The 24,605-nt window shown below is 70.8% G+C and carries 20 protein-coding genes; 11 read left to right on the top strand and 9 right to left on the bottom strand.

Annotated features, from left to right (window positions below; all coding sequences use genetic code 11):
• Window positions 1-25 precede the first annotated feature (25 nt).
• Window positions 26-952, top strand: a complete 927-nt coding sequence (locus JIAGA_RS30055; protein ID WP_084469709.1) for a fumarylacetoacetate hydrolase family protein — start codon at window positions 26-28, stop codon at window positions 950-952.
• Complete coding sequence (locus JIAGA_RS0115355; protein ID WP_026876345.1) at window positions 949-1,938, top strand: hydroxyacid dehydrogenase; 990 nt, start codon at window positions 949-951, stop codon at window positions 1,936-1,938. The genes JIAGA_RS30055 and JIAGA_RS0115355 overlap by 4 nt, the downstream gene beginning before the upstream one ends.
• Window positions 1,939-1,984: 46 nt before the next feature.
• Here the strand turns inward: JIAGA_RS0115355 and JIAGA_RS0115360 are convergent, their stop codons facing one another.
• Entirely contained in the window at window positions 1,985-4,216 is a 2,232-nt protein-coding gene (locus JIAGA_RS0115360) for a sialidase family protein (protein WP_169738873.1), read from the bottom strand.
• Between the two features lie 341 nt (window positions 4,217-4,557).
• Between JIAGA_RS0115360 and JIAGA_RS0115365 the strand changes: the two genes are divergently transcribed.
• A complete protein-coding gene (locus tag JIAGA_RS0115365; protein ID WP_026876347.1) occupies window positions 4,558-5,331 on the top strand; it encodes an SDR family NAD(P)-dependent oxidoreductase in 774 nt (257 codons plus the stop codon).
• 25 nt (window positions 5,332-5,356) lie between these two features.
• On the top strand, window positions 5,357-6,115 hold the full coding sequence (locus tag JIAGA_RS0115370; RefSeq protein ID WP_026876348.1) for a hypothetical protein: 759 nt from the start codon (window positions 5,357-5,359) through the stop codon (window positions 6,113-6,115).
• Window positions 6,116-6,220: 105 nt separating this feature from the next.
• On the opposite strand, the gene JIAGA_RS0115375 is transcribed toward JIAGA_RS0115370, so the two are convergent.
• The gene (locus JIAGA_RS0115375; protein WP_026876349.1) at window positions 6,221-6,409 is read right to left on the bottom strand and encodes a hypothetical protein; all 189 of its coding nucleotides are present in this window, start codon (window positions 6,407-6,409) and stop codon (window positions 6,221-6,223) included.
• Window positions 6,410-6,502: 93 nt separating this feature from the next.
• Complete coding sequence (locus tag JIAGA_RS0115380; protein WP_035812574.1) at window positions 6,503-7,858, bottom strand: FAD-binding oxidoreductase; 1,356 nt, start codon at window positions 7,856-7,858, stop codon at window positions 6,503-6,505.
• A 98-nt stretch (window positions 7,859-7,956) separates the two neighbouring features.
• Here JIAGA_RS0115380 and JIAGA_RS30060 point away from each other — a divergent pair, with 98 nt between their 5' ends.
• The 7 genes from JIAGA_RS30060 (at window position 7,957) to JIAGA_RS0115415 (ending at window position 18,432) form a co-directional block, all read left to right on the top strand.
• Entirely contained in the window at window positions 7,957-8,862 is a 906-nt protein-coding gene (locus tag JIAGA_RS30060; protein ID WP_051426144.1) for a LysR family transcriptional regulator, read from the top strand.
• Window positions 8,863-9,180: 318 nt separating this feature from the next.
• Window positions 9,181-10,179 (top strand): ABC transporter substrate-binding protein, encoded by a 999-nt coding sequence (locus tag JIAGA_RS0115390; RefSeq protein ID WP_026876351.1) that lies wholly within the window; start codon window positions 9,181-9,183, stop codon window positions 10,177-10,179.
• A 115-nt stretch (window positions 10,180-10,294) separates the two neighbouring features.
• Window positions 10,295-11,836, top strand: coding sequence for a sugar ABC transporter ATP-binding protein (locus tag JIAGA_RS0115395; RefSeq protein WP_026876352.1), 1,542 nt, complete (start codon window positions 10,295-10,297; stop codon window positions 11,834-11,836).
• Complete coding sequence (locus JIAGA_RS0115400) at window positions 11,833-12,900, top strand: ABC transporter permease (protein ID WP_026876353.1); 1,068 nt, start codon at window positions 11,833-11,835, stop codon at window positions 12,898-12,900. Before JIAGA_RS0115395 ends, JIAGA_RS0115400 begins: the two co-directional genes overlap by 4 nt.
• Window positions 12,897-13,937, top strand: coding sequence for an ABC transporter permease (locus tag JIAGA_RS0115405; protein WP_026876354.1), 1,041 nt, complete (start codon window positions 12,897-12,899; stop codon window positions 13,935-13,937). Before JIAGA_RS0115400 ends, JIAGA_RS0115405 begins: the two co-directional genes overlap by 4 nt.
• A 127-nt stretch (window positions 13,938-14,064) precedes the next feature.
• Entirely contained in the window at window positions 14,065-17,154 is a 3,090-nt protein-coding gene (locus JIAGA_RS0115410) for a beta-L-arabinofuranosidase domain-containing protein (RefSeq protein ID WP_026876355.1), read from the top strand.
• 87 nt (window positions 17,155-17,241) lie between these two features.
• Window positions 17,242-18,432 carry a cytochrome P450 gene (locus JIAGA_RS0115415; RefSeq protein WP_026876356.1) on the top strand — a complete coding sequence of 397 codons (1,191 nt, stop codon included), beginning with the start codon at window positions 17,242-17,244 and terminating at the stop codon, window positions 18,430-18,432.
• 24 nt (window positions 18,433-18,456) lie between these two features.
• Here the strand turns inward: JIAGA_RS0115415 and JIAGA_RS0115420 are convergent, their stop codons facing one another.
• The 6 genes from JIAGA_RS0115420 to JIAGA_RS0115445 form a co-directional block, all read right to left on the bottom strand.
• On the bottom strand, window positions 18,457-19,089 hold the full coding sequence (locus tag JIAGA_RS0115420) for a GntR family transcriptional regulator (protein WP_211239674.1): 633 nt from the start codon (window positions 19,087-19,089) through the stop codon (window positions 18,457-18,459).
• Between the two features lie 125 nt (window positions 19,090-19,214).
• Window positions 19,215-20,216 (bottom strand): proline racemase family protein, encoded by a 1,002-nt coding sequence (locus JIAGA_RS0115425; protein WP_026876358.1) that lies wholly within the window; start codon window positions 20,214-20,216, stop codon window positions 19,215-19,217.
• Window positions 20,217-20,237: 21 nt separating this feature from the next.
• Entirely contained in the window at window positions 20,238-21,131 is an 894-nt protein-coding gene (locus JIAGA_RS0115430) for a dihydrodipicolinate synthase family protein (RefSeq protein ID WP_026876359.1), read from the bottom strand.
• 79 nt (window positions 21,132-21,210) lie between these two features.
• Window positions 21,211-22,656 carry an aldehyde dehydrogenase (NADP(+)) gene (locus JIAGA_RS30065; RefSeq protein ID WP_084469710.1) on the bottom strand — a complete coding sequence of 482 codons (1,446 nt, stop codon included), beginning with the start codon at window positions 22,654-22,656 and terminating at the stop codon, window positions 21,211-21,213.
• A gap of 125 nt (window positions 22,657-22,781) precedes the next feature.
• Window positions 22,782-24,236: an FAD/NAD(P)-dependent oxidoreductase gene (locus JIAGA_RS0115440; protein WP_084469711.1), complete on the bottom strand. Its 1,455-nt coding sequence runs from the start codon at window positions 24,234-24,236 to the stop codon at window positions 22,782-22,784.
• Window positions 24,217-24,489: a (2Fe-2S)-binding protein gene (locus JIAGA_RS0115445; RefSeq protein ID WP_026876361.1), complete on the bottom strand. Its 273-nt coding sequence runs from the start codon at window positions 24,487-24,489 to the stop codon at window positions 24,217-24,219. Before JIAGA_RS0115445 ends, JIAGA_RS0115440 begins: the two co-directional genes overlap by 20 nt.
• Window positions 24,490-24,605: the final 116 nt, after the last annotated feature.

The raw sequence follows: 24,605 nt of genomic DNA on the forward strand, positions 1-24,605 counted from the left end.
TGAGCACGGGAATGAGGCTGTACCGATGCATCTGCTGAGCTTTCGTCGTCCGGGAACGACGACACCGACGTGGGGAGTCGCCGACGTGCCGGACGGTGGCGTCGGCGACGACCCCGGCGCGCTGGCGGGTGTCAAGATCGTCGACGCGAGCGGCGCCGGCGGTCCGTACCCGCCGGACGTCGCGACGCTGCTCGAGCTGCCCGCGGCCGAGCGGGACGCCGTGCTGGCCGGCCTCGCGACGCTGCCGGCCGGCCTCGCTCTGGGCGAGGTGGAGCTGCTGGCGCCGATCCCACGGCCGCGCCGCAACGTGTTCGCCGTCGGCGCCAACTACCGCGGCCACGTGGAGGAGTCCGAGCACTCGGCGGGCCCGCCGGCCAGCCCGATCTTCTTCACCAAGGCCACCACGTCGGTGACCGGGCCCGGCGCCGTCGCCGTCGACCCGGCGCTGAGCACCCGGGTGGACTGGGAGGTCGAACTGGCCGTAGTGCTGGGCAGCGGCGGCCGGCACCTGTCGCGCCAGGAAGCCGCGGACGCCGTGTTCGGCTACACCACCGCCAACGATCTGTCCGCCCGCGACCAGCAACACGGCCGGCCGGAGGGACAGTGGTTCCTCGGCAAGAGCCTGGACGGGTTCTGCCCACTGGGCCCGTGGCTGGTCACCCGCGACGAGGTGCCCGACCCGGCCGCGCTGCGGCTCACCCTCACCGTCAACGGTGCGTTGAAGCAGGACTCCACCACCGCGGACATGGTCTTCGACGTCCCGGCCCTGATCGCGGAGCTGTCCCGGTTCGTGACACTGTGCCCCGGCGACATCCTGCTGACCGGCACGCCCTCCGGCGTGGGCGACGCGCGCACCCCGCCGGAGTACCTCGCGCCCGGCGACCGCGTGGTCGCCCACGTCGACGGTGTCGGACCGCTGGTCACGACCATCGTTGCCGCGGAGGGACGGTGAGCGCCCGCGTCGTCGTCGTGATGAGTGACGAGTTGCGCCGCCGGGTCATCGCCGAGCGGGACTGGGATCGGCTGGCCGGCGTCGCCGACGTGACGTTGTTGCCCGACCCCGCGGCCGATCCGGCGACGCTGTTGGCCGCGCCGGTCTGCGTCACCGGCTGGGACACGCCGCCACTGCCGTCGTCGCTGTTCGACGGGACGCACGGGCCGCGGCTGCTCGCGCACACCGGGGGATCGGTGCGGCACCTGGTGCCGGCGTCGGCCCTGGACCACGGGGTGCGCGTGACCCAGGTGTCGGCGGTCCTGGCCGAGGCGGTCGCCGAGTTCGCGGTCATGTCGATCATCGCCGGCCTGCGCGACTTCGTGCCGTTCGCGTCGGCGATGCGAGCGGGCGAGCCGTGGCCTGCGCTCGCGGCCCGGCCACCGGGTCGGCTGCTGCGCGACCAGACCGTCGGCGTCGTCGGTGCCAGCCGCACCGGGCGGGCGACACTGCGCCGGCTGCGTCCGTTCGGCTGCCGCTGCCTCGTGTTCGACCCGTACCTGGACGCCGGCGCGGCCGCCTCCCTGGGCGCCGAGCGCGCCGGCCTCCCGGAGTTGCTGCGCCGCTGCGACGTGGTGTCGCTGCACGCTCCGGTGCTGCCGTCGACGGTGGGGATGATCGGCGCGGCCGAGATCGCGATGCTGCGGCCTGGCGCGCTCGTGGTCAACACGGCGCGGTCGGCGCTGGTGGACAGCGCGGCGCTGCTGGCGGCCGCGGCCGCCGGCCGGGCCCGGGTCATGACGGACGTGTTCGACACCGAGCCGCTGCCCGCCGACGACCCGTGGCGCCGAGCCGACGGCGTCGTCGCCACCCCGCACATCGCCGCGCTGACCGCCGAGACGCTGCACGAGCAGGGCGCGGTGACCGTGGACGAGGTGCTCCGGTACCTCGGCGGGCAGCCCCTGGAGCACGAGATCAGCCCGTCAGCCTTCGCCGAATACGCGTGACCGGCGTGGCGCCCACCGCGGGCGCCACGCCGGCCGCGTCGTTCTGTCAGCGGATCTCGCAGGTCACCCGCATCCAGTCCATCTGGAACCCGGCGGTGTCGCCGTTGTTGCCGGCCGACCACAGCCGGACCGCGGGGTCGGTGTCACGGTCCTGGATGGTCCATCGGGCACCGGTGTCCGCGCCGTTGCGGTAGAGCCGGGCCTCGCCGCCGCTGGCGGTGTCGACCCGCCACGACGCCAGTGCTCCGGCGTTGTTCAGCGCGTAGACGCGGCTCCAGGCGGTCTGGCCCTTCTTGATCGTGTAGACGCCGTCCTGCTGGATCGACAGCATCAGCCGCCGGCTCCGGTTGGTCACACTGACCGCCAGGCTGGTGCCGTGTCCGTTGGACGGGTTCAGCGCGGCGTAGTCGGTGACCTGGGCGCGGAAGTCCACCGAGAAGTCGCACCGGTCGGGCAGCTGCTCGGTGACGGCGTTCTGGCCGGTCCCGGGGCTCTGGATGGTGAGGTGACCGGCCGGCGAGACGGTGCCACCACTGCCGAACGGTTCCCAGCCGACGAGATCGTCGAACGACGTGGAGACCAGGTTCTCCTCCACGCTGACCCAGTTCACCGAGGCGCCGGCGGGTGCCGCGCTGGTGCCGGACGTCGACACCGTCGTGCGGACCGGCGCGGAGCTGGGCGGCATCGACCACTCGACGCCGGTGTCGGCGGAGTCGAAGAACAGCCGGGCGGTGCCGTCGCTCTGCACGACCACGCGGTACTGGTGGTCGTTGCCGTCGATCGCCTGCGTGAACACCCGCTGCCAGTTCGACTGTCCGGCGACCCGGGCGTACACGCCGTCGGACTGGGCCGTCAACGCCAGCTCCCGCGTCCCGTTCGCGACTCGCAGCGCCAGGTTGGCGCCCACGCCCGTCGTCGTGTTCAAGGTGGACGCGGTCGTGATCCGCCCGCTCATCGCGGCGACGAACGTCCCCTGGTACGCGTGGTTCTGGTGCACCGTCGTGGTGGTTCCGGCGGCGTTCGCCAGGTTGAGCCGGCCGCTGGTGACCGTGGCGGTGCCGCCGTTCGCGGTCGTGGTCCACGGCGCGCCGGCGGCATCCCAGTTCTCGTTGATGCCGGTGAACGAGTCGGAGACGTCCAGCTTCACGACCTTGATCGCCGAGGTGTCGTGCTCCCACACGACGAAGAACTTCCCGGGCGCGTACTCGTCGGCCATGGCGTAGGTGTCCCAGCCGGCGCTGTGCGGCCGGGCGACGATCGGCGGCCCGTCGGCCAGGAACCGTCCCGGGCCCCATGGCTGGTCCGGCTTCTTGACCTTGTAATTCAGGATCGAGCGCCAGTGCGGCGGACGGGTCTCGACGGGGCTGGGGAAGATGCCGCCCATCGTGTTGTAGATGGCCAGGAACTGCCCGGTCGAGTCGACCGTGACGTACCCCTTGGTGCCCATGTTCGGGATGTTGCTGTCGAACGCCAGCGGCGACCAGGTGAGCCCGCCGTCGGTGCTCTCGGTCCTCGACATGTACACCGGGCCGGTGTTGTAGTCGTCGGCCGGCACCGCCACTCGGTTGAACATGATGAGCTTGCTGGGGTTCTGTGGGTCCACCACCAGCTGGTTCTCGCCGGACTTGGTGTTCAGCGGGTCCGGCGCGAACGCCCCGGGCGTCCAGGTGACCAGGTCGGTCGAGCGCATGACCGCGACCTGGCCGCCCTTCCAGAACGGTGCGATGTGGTAGTTGCCGTACTTCAGCGGCCGCCCGGCGATGACGAAGCTGGACGGGACCGCACCGAAGTTCGCCGTGTGATTGGTCCAGGTCTGGCCGCCGTCGGTGCTCTTCTTCATGAACGTGGTGACCGGCTGGCCGTTCCGGGAGTCGGCCGGCGTCCTGCCGAGGAAGGCGTACAGGTCGGTGCCGACGCGGTAGAAGATCACGTAGTGCCAGCCGTAGGTGGAGTCCTTCGGTGCCAGCGTGAGTGGGGCACTCCAGGTGTCTCCGCCGTCGGTGGAGTAGGCGTACTTGATGGCGCCGTTGTCGAACTGGTTCAGGGTGTTGCCCTCGCGCCAGGCGGCCACGACGTTGTCCGGGCTGGTCGAGATGATGTCCGGGGTGCGGATGCCGTCACCGTCGAGCAGGGTGAGGTCCGAATGGACCGTCACCTCGTCCGTGAAGCCCTCGGCTCGGGCCGGTGGGGTGGGTGCCAGGACAGCGATGATCAGGGCGAGGGCGGCGGCCACGACACCGATGACGGCGGGTGGGCGGGCCAGGCGTGGTGCATGCATCTTCGGCGGCTCCATGCTCTGCGGAGGAACGTGAGCGCGCGGCACGGCTGGTGAGCGGCGCGGCGCGTGGGACCTGACCCGGTGCGACGACCGGGCCGGGACGTGGGGGTGATCGCTACTGCCAGCAGATGATCATGAGCGTAACAGTTAATACTGAAGTGCGGAAGATGTCATAAATTACTTCTACATTGATCATGGCCTAGATCATGATCAACCGGCAAAGGATCACGACCAACTCCATGATCAACTCGGGTGGGGTGGGGTGCGGTTGACGGGGCGCGAGGCGCTGGCATAGCTTTCGAACTGGTGGTTGCGAGGGTTGAAACGGCGTGGAGGTGGGTGTGCGGGACGGTCGGCTGGCCGGGCGGACGGCACTGGTGACAGGCGCGTCTCGCGGCATCGGGGCGGCCGTGGCCAGGTCGTACGCGGCCGAAGGGGCTGCCGTCGTTCTCGCCCACGAGCCCGACCCGGTGATGGCCACCCTGGCCGAGAAGCTGGCCGTCGAGCTGCGCGAATCCGGCGCCACGGCGGTCGCGCTGGGGGCCGATCTGGCCGATCCCGAGGCGGTCGAGGCGCTGGTGTCAGAGGCACGGCGCGAGGTCGGCCGGCTGGACGTCGTCGTCGCCAACGCCGCTGCCACCGGCAGGGCGCCCTGGCGGGAGATCGGGCTGGACCAGTGGGGCCTGGTCATGGACGTCAACCTGCGCGGCACGTGGCTGCTGGCCCGGGCCGCGCACCCGGACCTGGTGGCCAGCGGGCGCGGGTCGGTCATCACCGTCACCAGCGTCATGGTGGCCACCGGACAACCCGGCGCGCTGCACTACACCTCCAGCAAGGCCGGGATCATCGGGCTGACCCGGGCGCTGGCACGCGAAGTCGGCCCGGACGGGGTCCGGGTCAACGCCGTCATGCCGGGAGCCATCCGCACCGAACACGAGGAGGAACTGGGCGCGGACGAGGACGAGGTCTTCGAGCACGTCACCGCGGCCCAGGCGCTCAAGCGGCGCGGTACCGCCGCCGACCTCGCCGGGACGTTCGTCTTCCTGGCCAGCGACGAGAGCTCGTTCATCACCGGGCAGGTCATCAACGTCGACGGCGGCTGGGCGCATTGGTGATCCGGGCCTTCCGTAGGGTGACGGGATGTTCACCGTTGCCGACCGGGAGGTACTGCGCAGCCAGCTCGTGGCGGCCGCACGGGCCGATTCCCGCATCGTCGCCGCCGCACTGACCGGGTCCGCGGCGTCCGGTGCGCAGGACCGCTGGTCCGACATCGACCTGGCGTTCGGCCTCGCGCCCGGTACCGATCAGGCCGCCGTCATCGCGGACTGGACCGCGGTCATGTACGCCGAGCACGCGGCCGTCGATCACCTGGACGTACCCGTGCGCGGCATCGTCTTCCGGGTGTTCCTCCTGGCCAACACATTGCAGGTTGACCTCGCGTTCGCGCCGGACGGCGAGTACGGCCCGACGGCGCCGACGTTCCGGCCGCTGTTCGGTGCGGCGCCCGAGCAGCCGCCGCCACCGCGCCAGGAGCCGTCGGCCCTGATCGGCATGGGCTGGTTGTACGCGCTGCACGCGCGGTCGAGCATCGCGCGCGGCCGGGTCTGGCAGGCCGAGTACATGATCAGCGGGATCCGCGACCACGTGCTCGCGCTGGCCTGCCTGCGGCACGGGTTGCCGGCGGTGCAGGGACGCGGCGTCGACCAGTTGCCGCCGGAGGTGCTGCGGGCGGCGGCCGGCACGCTGGTGGGTTCGCTCGGCGCGACGGAGCTCGCGAGGGCGTTCCGGGCCGCGGTCGAGACGTTGTTGACAGAGGCCCGGCACGTCGACCCGGACCGGGCCGGCCGTCTGGCCGCCGTGGTGCGAGAGCTCGTCCAGTACGCCGGCCCGGACGCATGATGCGTTCTCGACGGGCGACGCTGACGCCAACTTTCGGCCTGTACGTCACCCCCTGGGAGGGGCGCACCCCTGCGAGACCCGCGACGCGGCCAGGCCCCTAGGCGGTCAGTCTTCGCTACTGGACCGGCCGGCCAGGAACGCGGTCAGCTCCGGATCGGCCGACGTGACGCGGTCGACCTCCTCGCCGCCGTCGCACCGGCACAGCGCGACGACGGTTCCGGAGCTCGTGTGCGCGACCACCCGCCACATCCCGCCCGCGTCCTGCCAGCGCGTCAGCGCGTCCACGACGTCCATGACGCCACCCTAGGGTCGATGCCGGGTACTGCGCGTGCGGGCCGGCCGTCATCAGTGATGGTGGCGCTTGACCGAGCAGCCAGGGGGCCTCGCTCAGCTCACGCCCAGGTGCGGGGCCGGGAACACGCCGCCGGGGTCGCGGACCTGCTTGATCGCGGCCAGCCGGTCGCGAGTCCCGGTACGGAACGCCTCGGGCGCCAGCACGGACGCGGCCGGACCGCCGACGAAGTTGAGAAACCGCAGGCCGGTGCCCCAGGGCGCCAACGCTGACAGCACCGCGTCCCCGGCCGCCGGGCCCAGGCCGATAGCGGCCACGCTGAACGCGGCGTCGTCGTGGTCGAGGGCGTGAGGATGACGCGGCGGACGCGCCAGCGCCCCGCCCAGCTGCCGCACGCCGACCATGATCAGGCCGTCGGCTGACGCATCCGGTCCGGCCGCCGCGATCAGGGCGTCGGCGGCACCCTCGTCGAACGAGCTGAGCATCAGCGAGCGCTCGTCGTAAGCGATCGGCTCGGTCGGGTCGTCATAGACGGCGGCGATATCAGCCAGCGGCAGGCCCGCGACGGTGTCGACGATCCGGGGGCCGATGTCGCGCAGCGGCCGCACCAGCTCCTCGCCCTCGTCGAAAGGGCCGGCGTACGCGATGCGGATGTGCACCGTGAGCCGTCCGCGCAACGGCTCCGGGATGCCGGGCGCGTCCGGCATCCGGACCAGACCGGCCGACGAGTTCATCGCGTCCGGTAACCGCGCTGTCCAGTCCCGCCACGTGTGGACGACATCGGCGGCCCGCTCGGCGGCGAAGACCAGCCCGCCGCCGTACAGCCCCGGCGGCACCACCAGATCGACCTCCATCGCCGTCACCACGCCGAAGCCTCCCTTGCCGCCGCGCAGTGCCCAGAACAGGTCGGCGTTCTGGTCCGGATCGGCGATGACCAGCTCACCGTCCGCGGTGACCACTTCCAGCCGCCGGACCTGGTCGGCGGCCCAGCCGAAAGTCCGGCCGAGCACCGGCAGTCCGCCACCGAGTGTGTAGGAGACCGCGCCGACCAGCGGTGACGATCCGCTCAACGGCGCCAGTCCGGAGGCCGCGGCCGGGTCGATGACCTGCCGCCACCGCACGCCTGCCTCGATCCGTGCCGTCCGCGCGCCCGGGTCGAGCTGCACGCCGTCCAGGCGCCGGGTGCTGATCAGCAGACCGCCCTCCAGCGGGACACCGACGCCGTGACCGGTCGCCTGGGCGACGACCTGGATGCCTTGGTCGGCGGCGAAGCGCACCGCCGCGACCACATCCGCCGTGGACGCCGCGCCTACCACGACGTCCGGACGGTGCTCGCACGCGAGGTTGAAACCGGACCGCTCGTCGTCGTACCCGTTCTGGCCCGGCAGCAGGACGGGCCCCTCGATGCGGCGGGCCAGGCCGGCGACCGCCGGCTGCAGTGTCGTGTTCATGTTCTCGATCCCACTGGAGCTCCGCCCCGCGTACCAGACGGAGATGCCACGTACAGTTATCACTGATCGTGATGAGTCCGGCCGGCTCGAGGAGGTCCGTGGAGCTGCGGCAGCTCGCATACTTCGTCGCCGTTGCCGACGAAGGGGGGTTCGCGCGCGCCGCGGAGTCCCTGCACGTCGGCCAGCCCGCCGTCAGCCAGCAGTTGCGCCGCTTGGAGCGGGAACTCGGCGTCGTGCTGTTCGACCGGACCACCCGGCGGGTCCGGCTCACCGCGGAGGGCGGCCGCCTGCTGCCCGAGGCGCGGGCCGTGCTCGCCGCGGCGGAGCGCACCCGGCGGCTGGCGGCCGAGCTCGCCGGTACCGGCTCGCTGCGGCTCGGCACCAGTCCAGCTCCCGGCCGCCGGCTACCCGACCTGCTCGCCGCGCTCGCGTCCCGGGCGCCGGAACTGCGCGTCCGGCTGAGCACGGTGAAGCTGGCCGAGCGGCTGGCGTCCGTGCGCTCCGGCGTGCTCGACGCCGCTCTGGTCCGCGACGTCGCCGACGCGCCGGGGCTGGAGCTGCTCGCGCTGTGGACCGATCCCGTCGTGGTCGCGCTACCGGCGGGGCACCCGCTCGCCGCACGCGAGACGGTGCGGCTGCGCGACCTCGGCGGCCTGCCGGTCCGGCTTGCCCATCCACGCGCCAACCCGCCCTTCCACCGGCTGGTGGCCACGGCGTTCGAGGCGGCCGGTATCGACCCGCCGGCCGGCCCGCCGTTCACGTCGTTGCGTGAGACGCTCACCGATCTCGCTCACGCCGCCGCGTCGTGGACGCTGTTCTACGAGGTCGGCACGCCGCCGCCGATGCCGGGCGTCGCCTACCGCCGGCTCGCCGGGCTGGTCTCGACGACGTACCTCGCCGTACCCGCCGACCCACCGTCGCCGGCGATCAGGCAGTTGCTGGCCGCCGCCCGCGACCTCGGGCGCGGCACGCCGGACCCTCCGCGACTCGCCGAGCTGGGCTGAGCGGCGACGACCGGGCACCTCGGCCGGGCGGTGCCGCGGGTTCACGCTCGCCCGGGCGTCGAGAGGGTGAGTGTCCGGTTGATCCAGAAATAACGGATGCGTAACACCTCGCTCACCCCTCTGGTGGTCGAGAAGTGTGAACGCTAACAATGGCGTAGTCCAATGTGGCATAGCACTGAGTGCTGGCCGCGGACAGGTAACAGAGCGTCGGCCGTGTGGTGCTAGCGGTGGCACCACAGGCCGTCAGGTGATTTCTCCTATCCGGCACGTGCCCGCGAATAGGTGGACAACCGTTCGATACCCAGGAGGGGTCAACACATGGGCATCAGGAAGCGGGTCACGCAGGCGATCTCCATCGCGGCGGGGGGCGTCCTCGCTCTCGGGCTCGCCGGCTGCTCGGGCGACGACAGCGGTGGCGACGGCGGTGGCGGCGACGGTCTCGTCACCGTCGGTTTCGTCGCGGTCGGACCCGAGGGCGCCTGGCGCGAGGCCAACGAGACCAACATCAGGGAGACGTTCACCGAGGAAGCAGGCTTCGACCTGCGGTACGCCCCGGCACGCAACCTCGACCAGACGTCGCAGATCGACGCGTTCACGTCGTTCGTCGACGAAGGCGTCGACGTCATCCTGCTCTCGGCCACCGAGGGCAGCGGTTGGGAGGACTCGCTGCGGCGGGCGCAGGAGGCGGAGATCCCCGTCATCCTCATCGACCGCGGCATCGAGCCGGACGACGACAGCCTCTACGTGACGCGGATCGCTCCGGACAACTACGAGGTGAGCCAGGGCGTAGCCGAGTGGGCGCTCAGCGCCTTCCCGGACGGCGCGAACTACTTCGTGCTCGAGGGGCCCCCTGGGGTCTCCGTCGTCAACGAGCGCAATGAGGGCTGGAACGACGTCATCGGTGAGCACCCCGAGTTCGTGAGCCTGGGTGCGCAGACGGCGAACTGGTCGACCGAGGAAGCCCGCAGCGTGTTCGAGACCGTGCTGCGCTCCAACAACAACGACGTGCAGATCGTCTTCGCGCAGAACGACGAGATGGGTCTCGGCGCGGCGCAGGCCGTCGAAGAGGCCGGCCTCACGCCTGGCGTCGATGTGCAGATCGCCACGATCGACGGTACCCGCGGTGCGCTCGAGGCGCTGGCGGACGGCCGGCTGAGTTTCGTCGCGGAGTACAACCCGCTCTTCGGTGAGACGGCGCTCGAGATGGTCAACCAGGCGCTGGAGGGCGAGGAGGTCGACTCGTACGTCATCGTGCCGAGCGGGACCTTCGACTCGCCCGAAGCGGCGACCGCGGCACTGCCGGATCGCAAGTACTGATCCCGGTTCGCCTGTCGTACCCGCCGACGTGTGGGCCGGTCCTACGACACCGGCCCACACGTCCGGCGGATCGCCCGGTCCGCGCCCATCGCCGACGAAGACTTTGGACACTCGCATGACTGGATCCCCACCGATCGTCGAGATGCACGGCATCTCCATCGCCTTCCCCGGCGTCAAGGCCCTGGACGGGGTGGACCTGCGCCTGTGGCCGGGTGAGGTGCACGCACTGATGGGCGAGAACGGCGCCGGGAAGTCGACCCTCATCAAGGCGCTCACCGGCGTCTACCAGATCGACGACGGCAAGATCCTGATCGACGGACAGGACCTGCACCTCGGCGGCACGGCGGACGCGCAGGCGGCTGGGATCTCGACCGTCTACCAAGAGGTCAACCTCTGCACCAACCTGAGCATCGGTGAGAACGTCATGCTCGGACACGAGGTCCGCGGCCGGTTCGGCATCGACTGGAAGAAGACCCATCGAGCCGCGACAGACGCGCTGGAGGCCCTCGGTCTCGGGCACCTCGATCCGAAGCGGCCGCTGTCGAGCCTGTCGCTCGCGGTGCAGCAGCTCGTCGCGATCAGCCGGGCCATGGTGCGGCGGGCGAAGGTGCTCATCCTCGACGAGCCGACGTCGAGCCTCGACGCGAACGAGGTCGAGAATCTCTTCACGGTGATGCGGAGCCTTCGCGACCAAGGGGTGGCGATCCTCTTCGTCTCGCACTTCCTCGACCAGGTGTACGCGATCAGCGACCGGCTCACCGTGCTCAGGAACGGCAGGCACGAGGGCGAGTACCTCACGACGGAGCTCGACCGGGCGCAGCTGATCTCCACGATGATCGGCAAGGACATCGCGACGCTCCGGTCGCTCGCATCGAGCCGCCACCCGGCCGGGCGAGACTCAGGCGCGGGCGCCGTCCTCGCCGCGAAGGGCATCGCCCGGCGTGGCTCGATCGAACCGACGGACCTGGAACTGCACCGTGGCGAGGTCGTCGGGTTCGCGGGCCTGCTCGGATCGGGACGCACGGAACTCGCCCGGCTGCTCTACGGCGGCGACAAGCCGGAGGCCGGCGTGATCGAGGTGCACGGCAAGGAGGTCGCGATCAACTCGCCCGCCACGGCCCTGGCGAACCGCATCGCGTTCTCCAGTGAGAACCGGCGCGACGAGGGCATCGTCAAGGACCTGACGGTCCGGGAGAACCTCATACTCGCGATCCAGGCCAAGCGCGGGTGGGCTCGCCGGCTGCCGCGGAAGGAGCAGAACGAGCTCGTCGCCAAGTACCTCGAGGCGTTCGACGTGCGTCCGGCGGATCCCGAGCAGCTCATGCGGAACCTGTCGGGCGGCAACCAGCAGAAGGTGCTCCTGGGCCGCTGGCTGGCGACACAGCCGGACGTGCTCATCCTCGACGAGCCGACCCGCGGCATCGACGTCGGGGCGAAGGCGGACATCCAGCAGGCGGTGGTGGAGCTCGCCGAGCAGGGCGTGAGCGTGGTCTTCATCTCCTCGGAGCTGGAGGAGGTCGTACGGCTGAGCGATCGCATCGTCGTGCTCAAGGACCACCGCGTCATCGCCGAACTCGAGAACGGTCCGAACGTCAGCGCGGAGACGATCGTGTCGCTCATCGCCGACGAGGGCGCGCAGGAGGAGATCGAGGTATGAGCAGCCCCACCACGTCGGCGAGGGCGCGGGCCAGCACAGTTCTGCGGGCTCCGTACTTCTGGGGGATCGTCGCGATCGTCCTGCTCCTCGCCATCAACACGATCCGCGACCCCGGGTATCTCGCCATCTCGGTGCATCCCTCGACGGGGAACCTCGCGGGCAACCTCATCGACATCCTGCGCGCCTCCGCGCCGATCCTCATGATCGCGGTCGGCATGGCGCTCGTCGTCGCCACTCGCGGGATCGACCTCTCGGTCGGGTCCGTCATGGTGGTGGCGGGGGCGGTGTCGATGGAGTTCATGAGCGCGCAGCAGTCGAACTCCGCCGGCACCGCGCTGGTGGCGCTGCTGCTGGCGCTGGGCATCAGCGCGGGGCTGGGTGCCGTCAACGGCGTGCTGGTGTCGGTCGTCGGGCTGCAGCCCTTCATCAGCACGCTGGTGATGATGCTCGCGGGCCGTGGCATCGCCAAGGTCATCACCGGTGGCCAGAACACGACCGCGTCGAACGACTCGTTCCGCTGGATCGCCAACGGCTACGTCCTCGGCATCCCGGTCGTGTTCGTCATCGCCGTGCTCATCGTCGTCGCGGTCGCGCTGCTCGTGCGGCGCAGCGCCCTCGGGCTCATGATCGAGTCGATCGGCATGGACCCCCAAGCCGCCCGGCTGGCGGGCATCAATCGCAGGGCGCTGTTGCTGACGGCGTACATCACCAGCGGTCTCCTCGCGGGCATCGCCGGCGTCTTCGCCACCGCGACCGTCATGACGGTGGACGTGTCGCAGACCGGCTATCAACTGGAGCTCGACGCGATCCTGGCGGTCGTCGTCGGTGGTACGTCACTGGCCGGCGGCAAGTTCTCGATCGCGGGCGCGGCCGTCGGCGCGTTCCTCATCGCGACGCTCGACAAGACCGTGGTCTTCCTCGGCATCTCGTCGTCGGCGACGCCGGCGTTCAAGGCCGCCGTCATCGTCATCGTCTGCTTGCTCCAGTCCGAGCGCGTCCGCGCTCAGATCCCGAAACTCCGCATCGTGCCTCGGCGGGCACCGAAGGAGGTCGCCTCCGCATGAGCGCCATGCAAACGAAAACCCCACCGGCGCAGCCGCGCGGCGTAGCGCGCACGCTGGCAGCGGTGCAGCGCAAGGGCTACATGCAGGCGCTCCCGACCGTCGCCGCACTCGTGATCTTCCTCGGGATGCTCGTCTACGGCGAGATCGCGTACGGGCGCATCGTGCAGTTCAACACCCTCTCGAATCTGCTCGTCAACAACGCGCACCTGGTGATCCTCGCGGTCGGGCTGACCTTCGTGATTTTGACCGGCGGCATCGACCTCTCGGTCGGCGCCGTCATCGCGTTCAGCAGCGTCGTGGGCGTGCTTCTCGTGAACGCGGGATGGAACCCCTGGCTGGTCGTCGCCGCCATGGTCGCCATCGGCTCGGCCTTCGGGCTCGTGTCCGGTGTGCTGGTCCAGTACTTCGGCGTGCAGCCCTTCATCGCCACGCTGGCGATGATGTTCCTGGGCCGGGGGCTGGCCTCGATCCTCAGCACCCAGCCGGAACGGCTCGCGGATGACTCCGGGTTCCGCTCGTTGGGCACGACCTGGAAGATCGTCGATGGCCCGAAGGTCAACGACCTCGTGATCAGTCCCGGTGTGGTGGCTGCGGTCGTCGTGGTTCTCGTCGGTCTCTTCCTGTTGCACCGCACGCGATTCGGACGCACCGTGTACGCCATCGGCGGCTCGGAGCAATCGGCGTCGCTCATGGGGCTCCCCGTGCCGCGGACGAAGGTCTGGGTCTATGTCATCAGCGGCACGCTGGCGGGGGTGGCCGCCGTCGTCTACACCGCCCGGCTCGGGATCGCCCAGAACATCACCGGTATCGGCTGGGAGCTCGACGCCATCGCGGCGGTCGTGATCGGTGGCACGCTCCTCACCGGTGGCGCCGGCTTCGTGCTGGGCTCGGTGGTCGGCGCGCTCGTGCTCGGGCTCATGACCGTGCTCATCACGAGGGACGGCGGGATTCCGCCGGAGACGACGACGATCATCACCGGCGGCATCCTCTTCGTCTTCGTGCTGCTGCAACGCACCGTGGTGCGACAACGACGGTAGCCCGCCACCGCGTGACCACCCCGGAAAGGAGTGATGCCAGCTCACCGTGTGAGCGCTCACATGCTGTGCCGGCACAACACGACGCGTTTCCAACGAGGGCCGAGCTCGAGCGAAGGGAAGTCAGACCATGACCACGTCCGAGAAGCCAGGAGTGAGCCGCCGCACGTTCGTGCGCGCCTCCGCCATCGGGGTCGCGGTGGCCGCGACAGGCAAGGCACTACCGGCGGCCGCGGCGCAGACCACCGCCGCGGCGGACGCCGAGGCACTGGCGGAAATCCCGTACGTCGGTGCGGGAAGCAACACCGCCGTCCGGCCGTTCTGGCCGCACGACATCAGGATCGGCTCCGGGCTGCTGCAGGAGAAGCGCGACCGGATGAAGGCGTTCCTGCAGTCGTTCGACGAACGCCGCTTCCTCATTCTCTTCAACAACCAGGCCGGCCGGCCCAACCCCCCGGGCCTGCAGGTGCCCGGAGGCTGGGAGAACGGTGGCCTGCTGAGCGGACACTGGGCCGGCCACTACCTGACAGCTCTCGCCCAGGCGTACGCGGACGAGGGCGAGCAGGTCTTCAAGGACAAGCTCGACTGGATGGTGGACGAGCTCGCCGAGTGCCAGGCAGCCATCACCGCCCGGATCGGCGGTGGCGGCGGTACGGACCCGGACCCCGAGCAGCCTGCCATCGGCCGCGTCGAGGGACGATTCGGCAGGGCGCTGAAGCTCAACGGCACGAGCAACGCACAGCACGTGCGCCTGCCGCAGGAGGCCGTCTCCCAGCTCACCGACTTCACCATCGCGACCTGGGTCAACCTCGCCGCGGCGCAGAACTGGTCGAGGGTGTTCGACTTCGGGTCGAGCACGACCGTCAACATGTTCCTCACCGCCCGCTCCGGCGTCTCCGGCAACGCGCCCCGGTTCGCCATCACCACCAGCGGCAGCGGCGGTGAGCAGCAGATCAACGGCACGTCAGCCGTCCCGACCGGCCAGTGGGTGCACCTCGCCGTCACCCTCGCGGGCGGCGTGGGCACGCTGTACGTCAACGGCGCCGTTGCCGGCACCAACACGGCCATGACGCTCAACCCGTCGGACCTCGGCGTGCCGGGCAACGTCTGGATCGGCCGGTCCCAGTACGGCGACCCGTACCTGGACGCGTCGATCGACGAGTTCCACATCTTCGACCGCGCCCTCGGTGCGGCGGAGGTGCAGTCGCTTCTCGACGCCCCGGCCGGAACGACCGGTGGCGGGAACATCGCCTGGTACCGGTTCGACGAAGAGAACGGCGCAACCCTGCTCGACTCGTCGTCGAACGGCCGCTCGGCCGGCGTCGTGCCCGTCTCGAGCGGCGGCGAGGAACTCTGGACGCCGACCTACCCCGGCTATCTGGGCGCCATCCCGGAAGACGCCGTGATCCGGTTGGCGCCCCCGCGGTTCGCCGTCTACGGCGGCAACCTGGAGACCAACGTCTGGGCGCCGTGGTACACCCAGCACAAGATCATGCGGGGCCTGCTGGACGCCTACCTGCTGACCGGCAACGCGAAGGCTCTCGACATCGTCGTCAAGATGGCGGAATGGTCGCACCTCGCCCTGACCGTCGGCGACAAGAACCACCCGCAGTACGAGGGCCCGATCACCCGGGACGACCTCAACTACATGTGGGACACCTACATCGCCGGGGAGTACGGCGGCGCCAACGAGGTGTTCCCGGAGATCTACGCCCTGACAGGTGACTCCAAGCACCTCGAGACGGCGAAGTTCTTCGACAACCGGGAGTCGCTCTTCGACGCCACCGTCGAGGACCGCGACATCCTCGTGGTGACCGACCCCGCCAGCCATGGCCGGCGCCGGCCCGCCCGGTTGCACGCCAACCAGCACGTGCCCAATTTCACCGGCTACCTGCGGATCTACGAGCAGACCGGCGAGGCGGACTACCTCCAGGCGGCGAAGAACTTCTACGGCATGGTCGTCCCCCATCGCACGTTCGCCAACGGGGGCACCAGCGGCAACTATCCCGGTTCCAACAACAACATCGAGATGTTCCAGAACCGGGACAACATCGCCAACGCGATCGCCCAGGGCGGCGCGGAGACGTGCACCACCTACAACGTGGCCAAGCTGGCTCGCAACCTCTTCTTCCACACCGAAGACCCGGCGTACATGGACTACTACGAGCGGGCGATCTTCAACCAGATCGCCGGATCGAGAGCCGACACGACCACCACCAGCAACCCGCAGGTGACCTACTTCCAGCCGCTGACACCGGGTGCGAACAAGGGCTACGGCAACACCGGTACCTGCTGCGGCGGAACCGGGTTGGAGAACCACACGAAGTACGAGGAAAGCGTGTACTTCAAGTCCGCCGACGGCTCCGCGCTCTGGGTCAACCTGTTCGTGCCGTCAACGCTGACCTGGGAGGAGAAGGGCCTGGTCGTCTCTCAGGAGACGGCGTTCCCGCGCGAGCAGAGCACCCGGATCACCATCCAGAGCGGCGGTGGCCTGTTCGACCTCAAGCTGCGGGTGCCGGCCTGGGCCGTGAGCGGGTTCACGGTGCGGGTCAACGGTCGTCCGGCGCCGATGCGGGCGGCCGACCCGGGCACGTACGCGACCCTGCGCCGCACCTGGCGCCCCGGCGATGTCGTCGACGTGTCGATGCCGTTCAGCATCCGGATCGAGCGCGCCATCGACCGGCCGGACACCCAGGCCATCTTCTGGGGACCGTTGCTCATGCCGATCCTCGGCAACCCCGGTGGCGGCAGCTACCGCGAGCTGACGCTGTACAGGTACCTCAAGCGGGACGGCGACTACTCGCGCGCGGCCATCACCCCGGCCGGTACGAGCGGGGCAGGGGACCAGCTCTTCACCACGCACGGGTTCACCCTGCGTCCGTGGTACGTCGGCGACACCCAGGCGCACTCGGCGTACTTCCGCCGGGTGGAGCCGCAGATCGTGTTCGGGACCATCGACTCCGGCGTGCCCAACGTGAAGCGCAACGACGGGCTCCCCAACTACGACGTCCCCGTCCAGGGCGTCCCGTCGCCGGGTACGGACGGTCCGACCTTCCTCGACGTGGTCTGGGACAACGCGCCGTTCGCGACGCACGGAGCGTTCGTGTCCACGGTGGCCCGGACGGCCGAGGAGTTCGTGGCGGCAGGGCTGCTGACCCGTGAGCAGAAGGACACGGTGGTCGCCTCCGCCGCGAGTGCGAAGGACGAGCTGGCACCCTGAGTCCGTTCGCCGGCGTGGAGCGTGCCGTGGCCCGGGTCGCGGCACGCTCCACAGCACGACTACAGATGACCTCATCGAAGGTGGCACGTGACTGTCGACTTCAGGCCGTCGGAGTTGTGGGAGCCCGACACCCGCCGCGACCCGCACGCGTTCTACGCGCGCGTGCGGGTCGCGGGCCGGCCGGTCCCGCAGTTCGACCCGGCCGGCAACCGGCTCTGGATCGTCGCGCGCTACGCCGACGTCCTCCACGGCCTCCAGCACCCGGCGATCGGGCACGAGCTGCCCGGACACCAGGTCGCGGGCCTGCCGGTCGCGCATCAGCCGAGCGAGGCGGAGCGGATCGCTGCCCGCCAGCTCATCCAACTGGACCCACCCGACCACACGCGGCTGCGCCGGCTCGTCAGCACCGCCTTCACGGCCCGGACGGTCGCCCGGCTCGAAACATGGATCGCCGGCGTCGCGGCCGACCTGGTCGCGCGGGCCTGCCGGCTGGGCCGCTTCGACGCCGTGGCGGACCTCGCCGATCCACTCCCGGTCAATGTCATCGCGCAGCTCGTGGGCGTCCCAGAGGAGGACCGGGCACGCTTCCGAGCGTGGTCGGCGACCATCGTCTCCGCGGCCGACCACGACGGCTCGGCCACCCTGGCATTCGCTGCCTACATCGACGAGCTGGCCGCGCGCCGCAGGGCGGACCCCCAGGACGATCTGCTCTCGGAGCTCGTCGCGCTGGAGACCCAGGGCGACTCCCTCGATCGCGACGAGCTGGTCGCCATGGTGCAGCTGCTGCTCATCGCCGGACAGGAGACCACCGTCGACGTCATCGTCAACGGCATCCGGCTGCTGCTCACACATCCTGAACAGTGGCATGATCTCCTCGCCGACCCGTCGCTGGCGAGCGCGGTGGTCGAGGAGACCCTGCGCTTCCGCGGTCCGGTCGAGATCGTTCCACCGCGATACACCTTCCGCGACGTCGACATCGCGGGCGACACGATCCCGGCGTTCGAGCGCGTCGGGCTGTCCCTCTGGGGTGCCAACCGGGATCCCTCGGTCTTCTCCCACCCGGACACGTTCGACATCCACCGAACCGACGTCCGCCGGCACATCGCCTTCGGCCACGGGATCCACTTCTGCCTGGGCGCGGCCTTGGGCCGGCTCGAGGCCCGCATCATGCTGGACTGCATCGCCCGCGAGCTGCGCGACCTGCGGCTCGCGGTGGACCCGGCCGAACTGGACGCCTTCCGCCTGCACCACGGGGCCCTGCCGCTGCGGATCGCGTAGGTTCGGCCGCCCGGCCCCGCTCGCCTACTCGGAGTCTCGGCCGGCCCACTCGCGCCGGATGTGGCCGATATGCGTGCGCATGAGGTCGCGCAGCTCCTCGGCCCGGCCGGCCTCGATGAGGTCGCACATCGTCTCGTGCTCCTGCGCGCTGGCGACCAGGCGGCCGGACGCGGCCAGCGCCGACAGCCCGTACAGCCGGGTCTGCGCGCGTAGCTCCTCGACGATGCGCACCAGGCGCTGGTTGCCCGAGGCGCCCAGCAGCCGAACGTGGAACTCGCGGTCGGCGTTGACGTAGTTGATCAGGTCGCTGCGCGCGGCGGCGTCGACGATGGCCGCGGACAGGTTGCGCAGCGCGGCCAGCTCCTTCTCGCTGATGAGCGTGACCGCCTGCGCGGCGATGGGCGGTTCGAGCAGCTCACGGATCTGCGTGATCTGGTCGAGGTCGCCCTCGGAGATGTCGGTGACCTTGAAGCCCTTGTTGCGGACGACCTCGACCAGGCCCTGCTTCACCAGGTCCAGCATGGCCTCGCGCACGGGGGTGGCCGAGATACCGAACCGCTCGGCCAGCCCTGGGGCGGAGTACAGCTCGCCGGGCTTCATCTCACCGGACACGATGGCGCCACGCAGGGCGTCCGCGACCTCTTCTCTGACGCTCATTCGCCGTGCGAAAGACGGCAGAGCCAACTGCCGTAGTTCAGCCATCCATGGTCCTTCCGATGAAGCACGGTGGCCGCACGTCGTAAGAGGCGCGCGCTCGTGCGTGATATCCCACCTGTTCAACCCTAGAGGAGAAAACCCTGTGGAAAGGGGTCTGTCGGGTCAAGGAAGTACTGCGCGGTTCCGGTCACCCAGGCCCGGCCGGTCACCGTCGGGATCACCGCGGGGACGCCGCCGACGGACGCCTCCTCGACCAGCCGCCCGACGAACCGGCTGCCGATCAGGGACTCGTTGACGAAGTCGGTGTCCAGCGGCAGCTCGCCGCGGGCGTGCAACTGTGCCATCCGGGCCGACGTCCCGGTGCCGCAGGGGGAGCGATCGAACCAGCCCGGGTGGATGGCCATCGCGTGCCGGGAGCGGCGCGCGTCGGAGCCCGGGTCGACCAGCTGCACGTGGTGGCACACGTCGATCTCCGGGTTCTCCGGGTGGACCGGGCGGTCGTGCTCATTGATGGCGTCCATGATGGCCAGCCCCGCGTCGAGCAGCCGGTCCTTCTGTGCGACGTCGACGCGGAGGCCAAGTTGGCCGGCATCGAGGATGGCGTAGAAGTTGCCGCCGTAAGCGAGGTCGTACGTGACGGTTCCCCAGCCGGGCACGTCGACCTTCGCGTCCAGCCGGTCGACGAACGACGCGACGTTGCGGATCGTGACCGACTCTGCGGCGCCGCCGGAGGTGGCGACCTCGGCGATGACCAGGCCGGCCGGAGTGTCCAGACGGATGGTGGTGACCGGCTCGGTGACCTCCACCATGCCGGTCTCCACCAGCACGGTCGCGACGCCGATGGTGCCGTGCCCGCACATGGGCAGGCAGCCGGAGACCTCGATGTAGAGCACGCCCCAGTCGGCGTCCGGCCGGGTGGGCGGCTGCAGGATCGCGCCGCTCATGGCCGAATGGCCGCGCGGCTCGAACATCAGCAGCTGGCGCAGATGGTCGGAGTTGTCGATGAACCACCGCCGCCGCTCGGCCATGGTGGCGCCGGGAAGCGTCCCGACGCCACCGGTGACGACGCGCGTGGGCATGCCCTCCGTGTGGGATTCCACGGTGTGGAGGATCCGGGTGGATCGCATCGGCGCACGCTCCTCGGTGGGTCAGGAGTACTTCTCGGCGGCCTTCGCCGTGAGCTCGCGCACGGACGCCTCGTCGGCCGCCAGCATAGGCTGACGGGGCGGCCGCACCGGCCCGCCGTTCCGGCCGATGACGTCCATGGAGAGCTTGATCGCCTGGATGAACTCGGTGTTGAAGTCCCAGCGCAGCAGCGCGTGCAGGTCGCGGTAGAGCGGCAGCGCGGTCTCCAGGTCGTGGTCCAGGACGGCGTGGTAGAGCTTCACACAGGCCTGCGGGAAGGCGCTCGGGTAGCCGGAGACCCAGCCCTTGGCGCCGGCCAGGCCGACCTCGAGGACGGAATCGTCGGTGCCGATGAGGATGTCGAGACCGGGAGCCAGCTCGCGGATCTGGTAGGAGCGCCGGGACTCGCCGGTGAACTCCTTGACGCCGACGATCAGACCCTCGTTGTACAGCTCGGCGAGCAGCGCCGGCTTGAGGTCGATCTTCGTGTCGATCGGGTTGTTGTACGCCGACACCGGGAGACCGACCTTCGCGACCTCTCGGAAATGCTCGATGACGGAGCGGTCGTCACCGCGGTACGCGTTGGGCGGCAGCGCCATGACCACCGGAGCGCCGGCCTCGGCGGCCTGCTCGGCCCAGGCGCGAGCCTCACGGGCACCGTAGGCGCCGACGCCCGGCATGACGGTGAATCCCTCGGGGGCGTTCTCGATGGCGACCCTCACCATCGTGGCCCGCTCCTCGTCCGTCAGTACCTGGTATTCGCCCAGCGAGCCGTTGGGGCAGACGCCGTCGCAGCCGTTCTCCGCCAGCCACCGCACATGCTCGGCGTAGCGGTCGTAGTCCACCGAAAGGTCGTCCCGGAAGAACGTCGGGGTGGCGACCAGAACGCCGTGCCACGGCTTTTCACGACTGGTCATGCGAGGGCTCCATTTCTATGCCATGTAACATTTTACGTGAGTGTCTGCGGACTTCTGTTGCACCTGGGATGGAACGTCGCTACGCCTTCAGAATGCCGTTCACCCGGCGCGGAATGCCCGGGTCCTCGTCCCGCAGTTCCGCGGGAAGCACGTACTGCGGGGCGTTCTGGTAGGAGAGCGGTCGCAGCCAGCGCCGGATGGAGGTGGGTCCGACGGAGGTGTGGCCGCTGACGGTGGCCGACGGGTACGGCCCGCCGTGGTGCATGGCCCAGGTGACGGCCACGCCGGTGGGGAAGCCGCCGAAGAGTAGCCGGCCGGCGCGCTGCCGCAACACGCCGTGCAGGCGCTCGACCAGGTCGGTCTCGCCGTCGGTCGCGTGCACGGTCGCGGTGAGCTGGCCGTCGATGCGGGTCAGGGTGTCGAGGAGTTCGTCGGTGTCGCGGTAGCCGATGACCAGCGCCGTCGGGCCGAAGCACTCCTCGAGCAGTTCGGCGTCGAGGTCGGCGGCGGCGACGGCGAACAGGGCCGGACGGCCCAGCGCGGGGTCGTCGGACCCGGCGTCGGCGCCGGCGGAGAGGCTGCGCAGGCGCGAGTCGGCCGCGCGGCGCGCCGTCTCGGCCTGGTAGGCGTCGCGGATGGTGTCGGTGAGCATCCGGCCGGCGGAGGTCGTCCCGAGTGCCTCGCCCAGCAGGGAACGCAGCCGGTCGCCGTCAGCGCCCTCGGGGGCGAACAGCAGGCCGGGCTTGGTGCAGAACTGACCGACGCCCATGGTCACCGAGCCCACATATGCGCTGGCGAACTCCTCGGCCCGGCTCGCGGCGACGCCGGGCGTCACCACCAGCGGGTTGAGGCTGCCGAGCTCGCCGTAGAACGGAATGGGCTCGGGTCGGGCGGCGGCGAGGTCGTACAGCGCGCGCCCGCCGCGGGTTGAGCCGGTGAAGCCGACGGCGCGCACGTCCGGGTGCCGGACCAGGTCGGCGCCGGCCTCGAGGCCCTCGACCATGCCGAGGATCGTTTCGGGCAGCCCCACCTTGGTGAGGCCGGCGCGCATCGCGGCGAACGTGCGGCGGCTGGTCTCGGGGTGGGCCGGGTGTGCCTTGACGACGACCGGGCAGCCGGCCGCCAGTGCCGAGGCGGTGTCGCCGCCGGGGACGCTGAACGCGAGCGGGAAGTTGCTGGCGCCGAAGATGCCGACGACGCCGACCGGCACGAGAATCCGGCGCAGGTCGGGGCGCGGGCCCATGGGGGTGTCCGCGGCATGGTCGATGGTGGCCTCGACGTAGGAGCCTTCGCGCAGGACCTCGGCGAAGAGCCGGAGCTGGAAGGTGGTGCGGGTGAGCTCGCCGTTCAGGCGGGTGGGCCCCAGGCCGGTCTCGCGGTCGGCGGTGGCGACGATGGCCTCGCGGTCGGCTTCGAACGCGTCGGCGATGGCGTCCAGTGCGTCGGCGCGGCCGGTCCGGCCAGCCTGCTCGAACACCGCGGTAGTCTCCGCCGCGTCGCGAACCGCTTGATCGACAGCAGACATGCTCGGTCTCTCCAGACGGCCGGTGGCCAGATCGACGACGAGTCGGCGTGGGCGGCCCACGCCGACTCGAGTGCTTTCACCAGATTATCTTAGTGACATGTGAAATGTCACTGTTGCGGGGGTGCTCATTCGGGGTTCGCGAGTTCGGTGAGAGTCAAAGGTGCGGCGATGGGGCGCTCCCCGATGCCGCGAAGATCCGCCTCGCCCGGGTGGTCCGCTCCGCTTGCGGACGCGGCCAGGCATGCGGTCGCGTAGCCGCAGACCCGGCCTTGACACCAGCCCATGCCGGCCCGGCTGAGCAGCTTGGCGGTGCGTGCATCGGTGGCGCCCAGGTCGTGCACCGCGCCGCGTACCTCGGCGGCGGTGACCTCCTCGCACCGGCACACCAGCGTGTCGTCGGTCAGCCAGGTCTGCCAGCCGTCGCGCACCGGGTGTACCTCGTGCATGGCAGCAGCGAATCGGCGTAGTGCCCGCCGGCGCCGGCGAAGCGCGGCCGGCACCGTGACGAAGCCGTCGTCGGCCACCCGGGCCGCGGCCCGGCCCGCGATCTCGCCTTCGGCGACGGCCAGCGGCGCACCGCCGATGCCGGTCGCCTCGCCCGCGACATAGACGCCTGGCACGGACGTGCGCTGGTGGTCGTCGACCGCCACCACCAGGGAGCCGTCGACGTCGACTCGGGTCGCGCAGCCCAGGGCCAGCGGCAGCTCCAACTGCGGGGTGAACCCCCACCCGACCGCGGCCGCATCGCATTCGATCACCCGCTCGGTGCCAGGCACCACCCGCCAGCGCGGGTCCAGCCGGGCCACGGTGACCGCCGTCAGCGTGTCGGTGCCGTGCGCGGCGACGATGGCGCTCCGGGTCCGGTAGGGCACGCGATGCCGGGCCAGCGCGGCCGCGTATCCGGCGCCCTCGGTGAGCTTGCCGGCCACCGGCAGGACGGCGGCGGTTCGACGCAGCCAGCCGGTCGGGGCGTTCGCCTCGAAGACCCCGGCGACGTCCGCGCCGCGGGCCGCGAGGCCGGCCGCGACCGGCAACAGGAACGGTCCCGTCCCGCCGACCACGACCCGCCTCCCGGCCACCACCTCATGGCCCTTCAACAGGGCCTGAGCGCCGCCGGCGGTGTACACGCCCGGAAGGTCCCAGCCGCGGAACGGGACCTGCCGGTCGTAACCGCCGGGGGCGAGCACGAGCGCCCGGGCCGGCACCGCCCGTTCGACGCCGTCGGCGACGGCCCGCACCACGAAGCCGGCGTCACTCGTGCCGTCGGCGTTCGTCGTGATGGTCCAGACCTGGTGCCCGTGGAATCGCACGGCACCGGCCACACCGGCGACCAGGCGGCGGAACGTCGTGAGGCCGTGGTGCAGGTCGGCGACGGCGCCGAGATCGCCCTCCGGGTGCCGCCAGTACTGGCCGCCCGGCTGCCGGCCGGCGTCGATCAGCGCTACCCGGGCACCAGCGGCCAGTGCGGCGCCGGCGGCGGCCAGCCCGGCCGGTCCGCCGCCCACGACGGCGACGTCGTACGGCTCGACCGCGGGTGCGGCGCCAGACGGCGAGGTGCGGTCAGACGGCGAGGTGGCCACGGCCGGTTCCTTCCTGGGCTCGCACCCGCATGCCCGCGGTCGCGGGCACCAGGCAGGCCCGCTGGTTGGGCACGTCGTCGACCTCGATCAGGCAGTCGAAGCAGACGCCGATGCCGCAGAACAGCCCACGCGGGCGGTCACCGGCCCGAGTGGTGCGCCAGGCCCGGATGCCGGCCGCCACGAGGGCGGCACCGATGCTCTGGCCCGGGGTGAACGGGATCGTGCGCCCGTCGAAGTCGAAGGTGTGGGTCATGGCCGGCCCCCGTCTCGCGATCGGTGCAACGTCGCAGGTGAGCGATGGTCAAGGCGCCGAAGACCAACGCCCGCGGCCGCGCGGCCGGCCACGATCTGGAGGCCGCCGGCGCCGCC

The organism is Jiangella gansuensis DSM 44835, assembly GCF_000515395.1.
In the GTDB taxonomy this organism is placed as follows: Bacteria; Actinomycetota; Actinomycetes; order Jiangellales; family Jiangellaceae; genus Jiangella; species Jiangella gansuensis.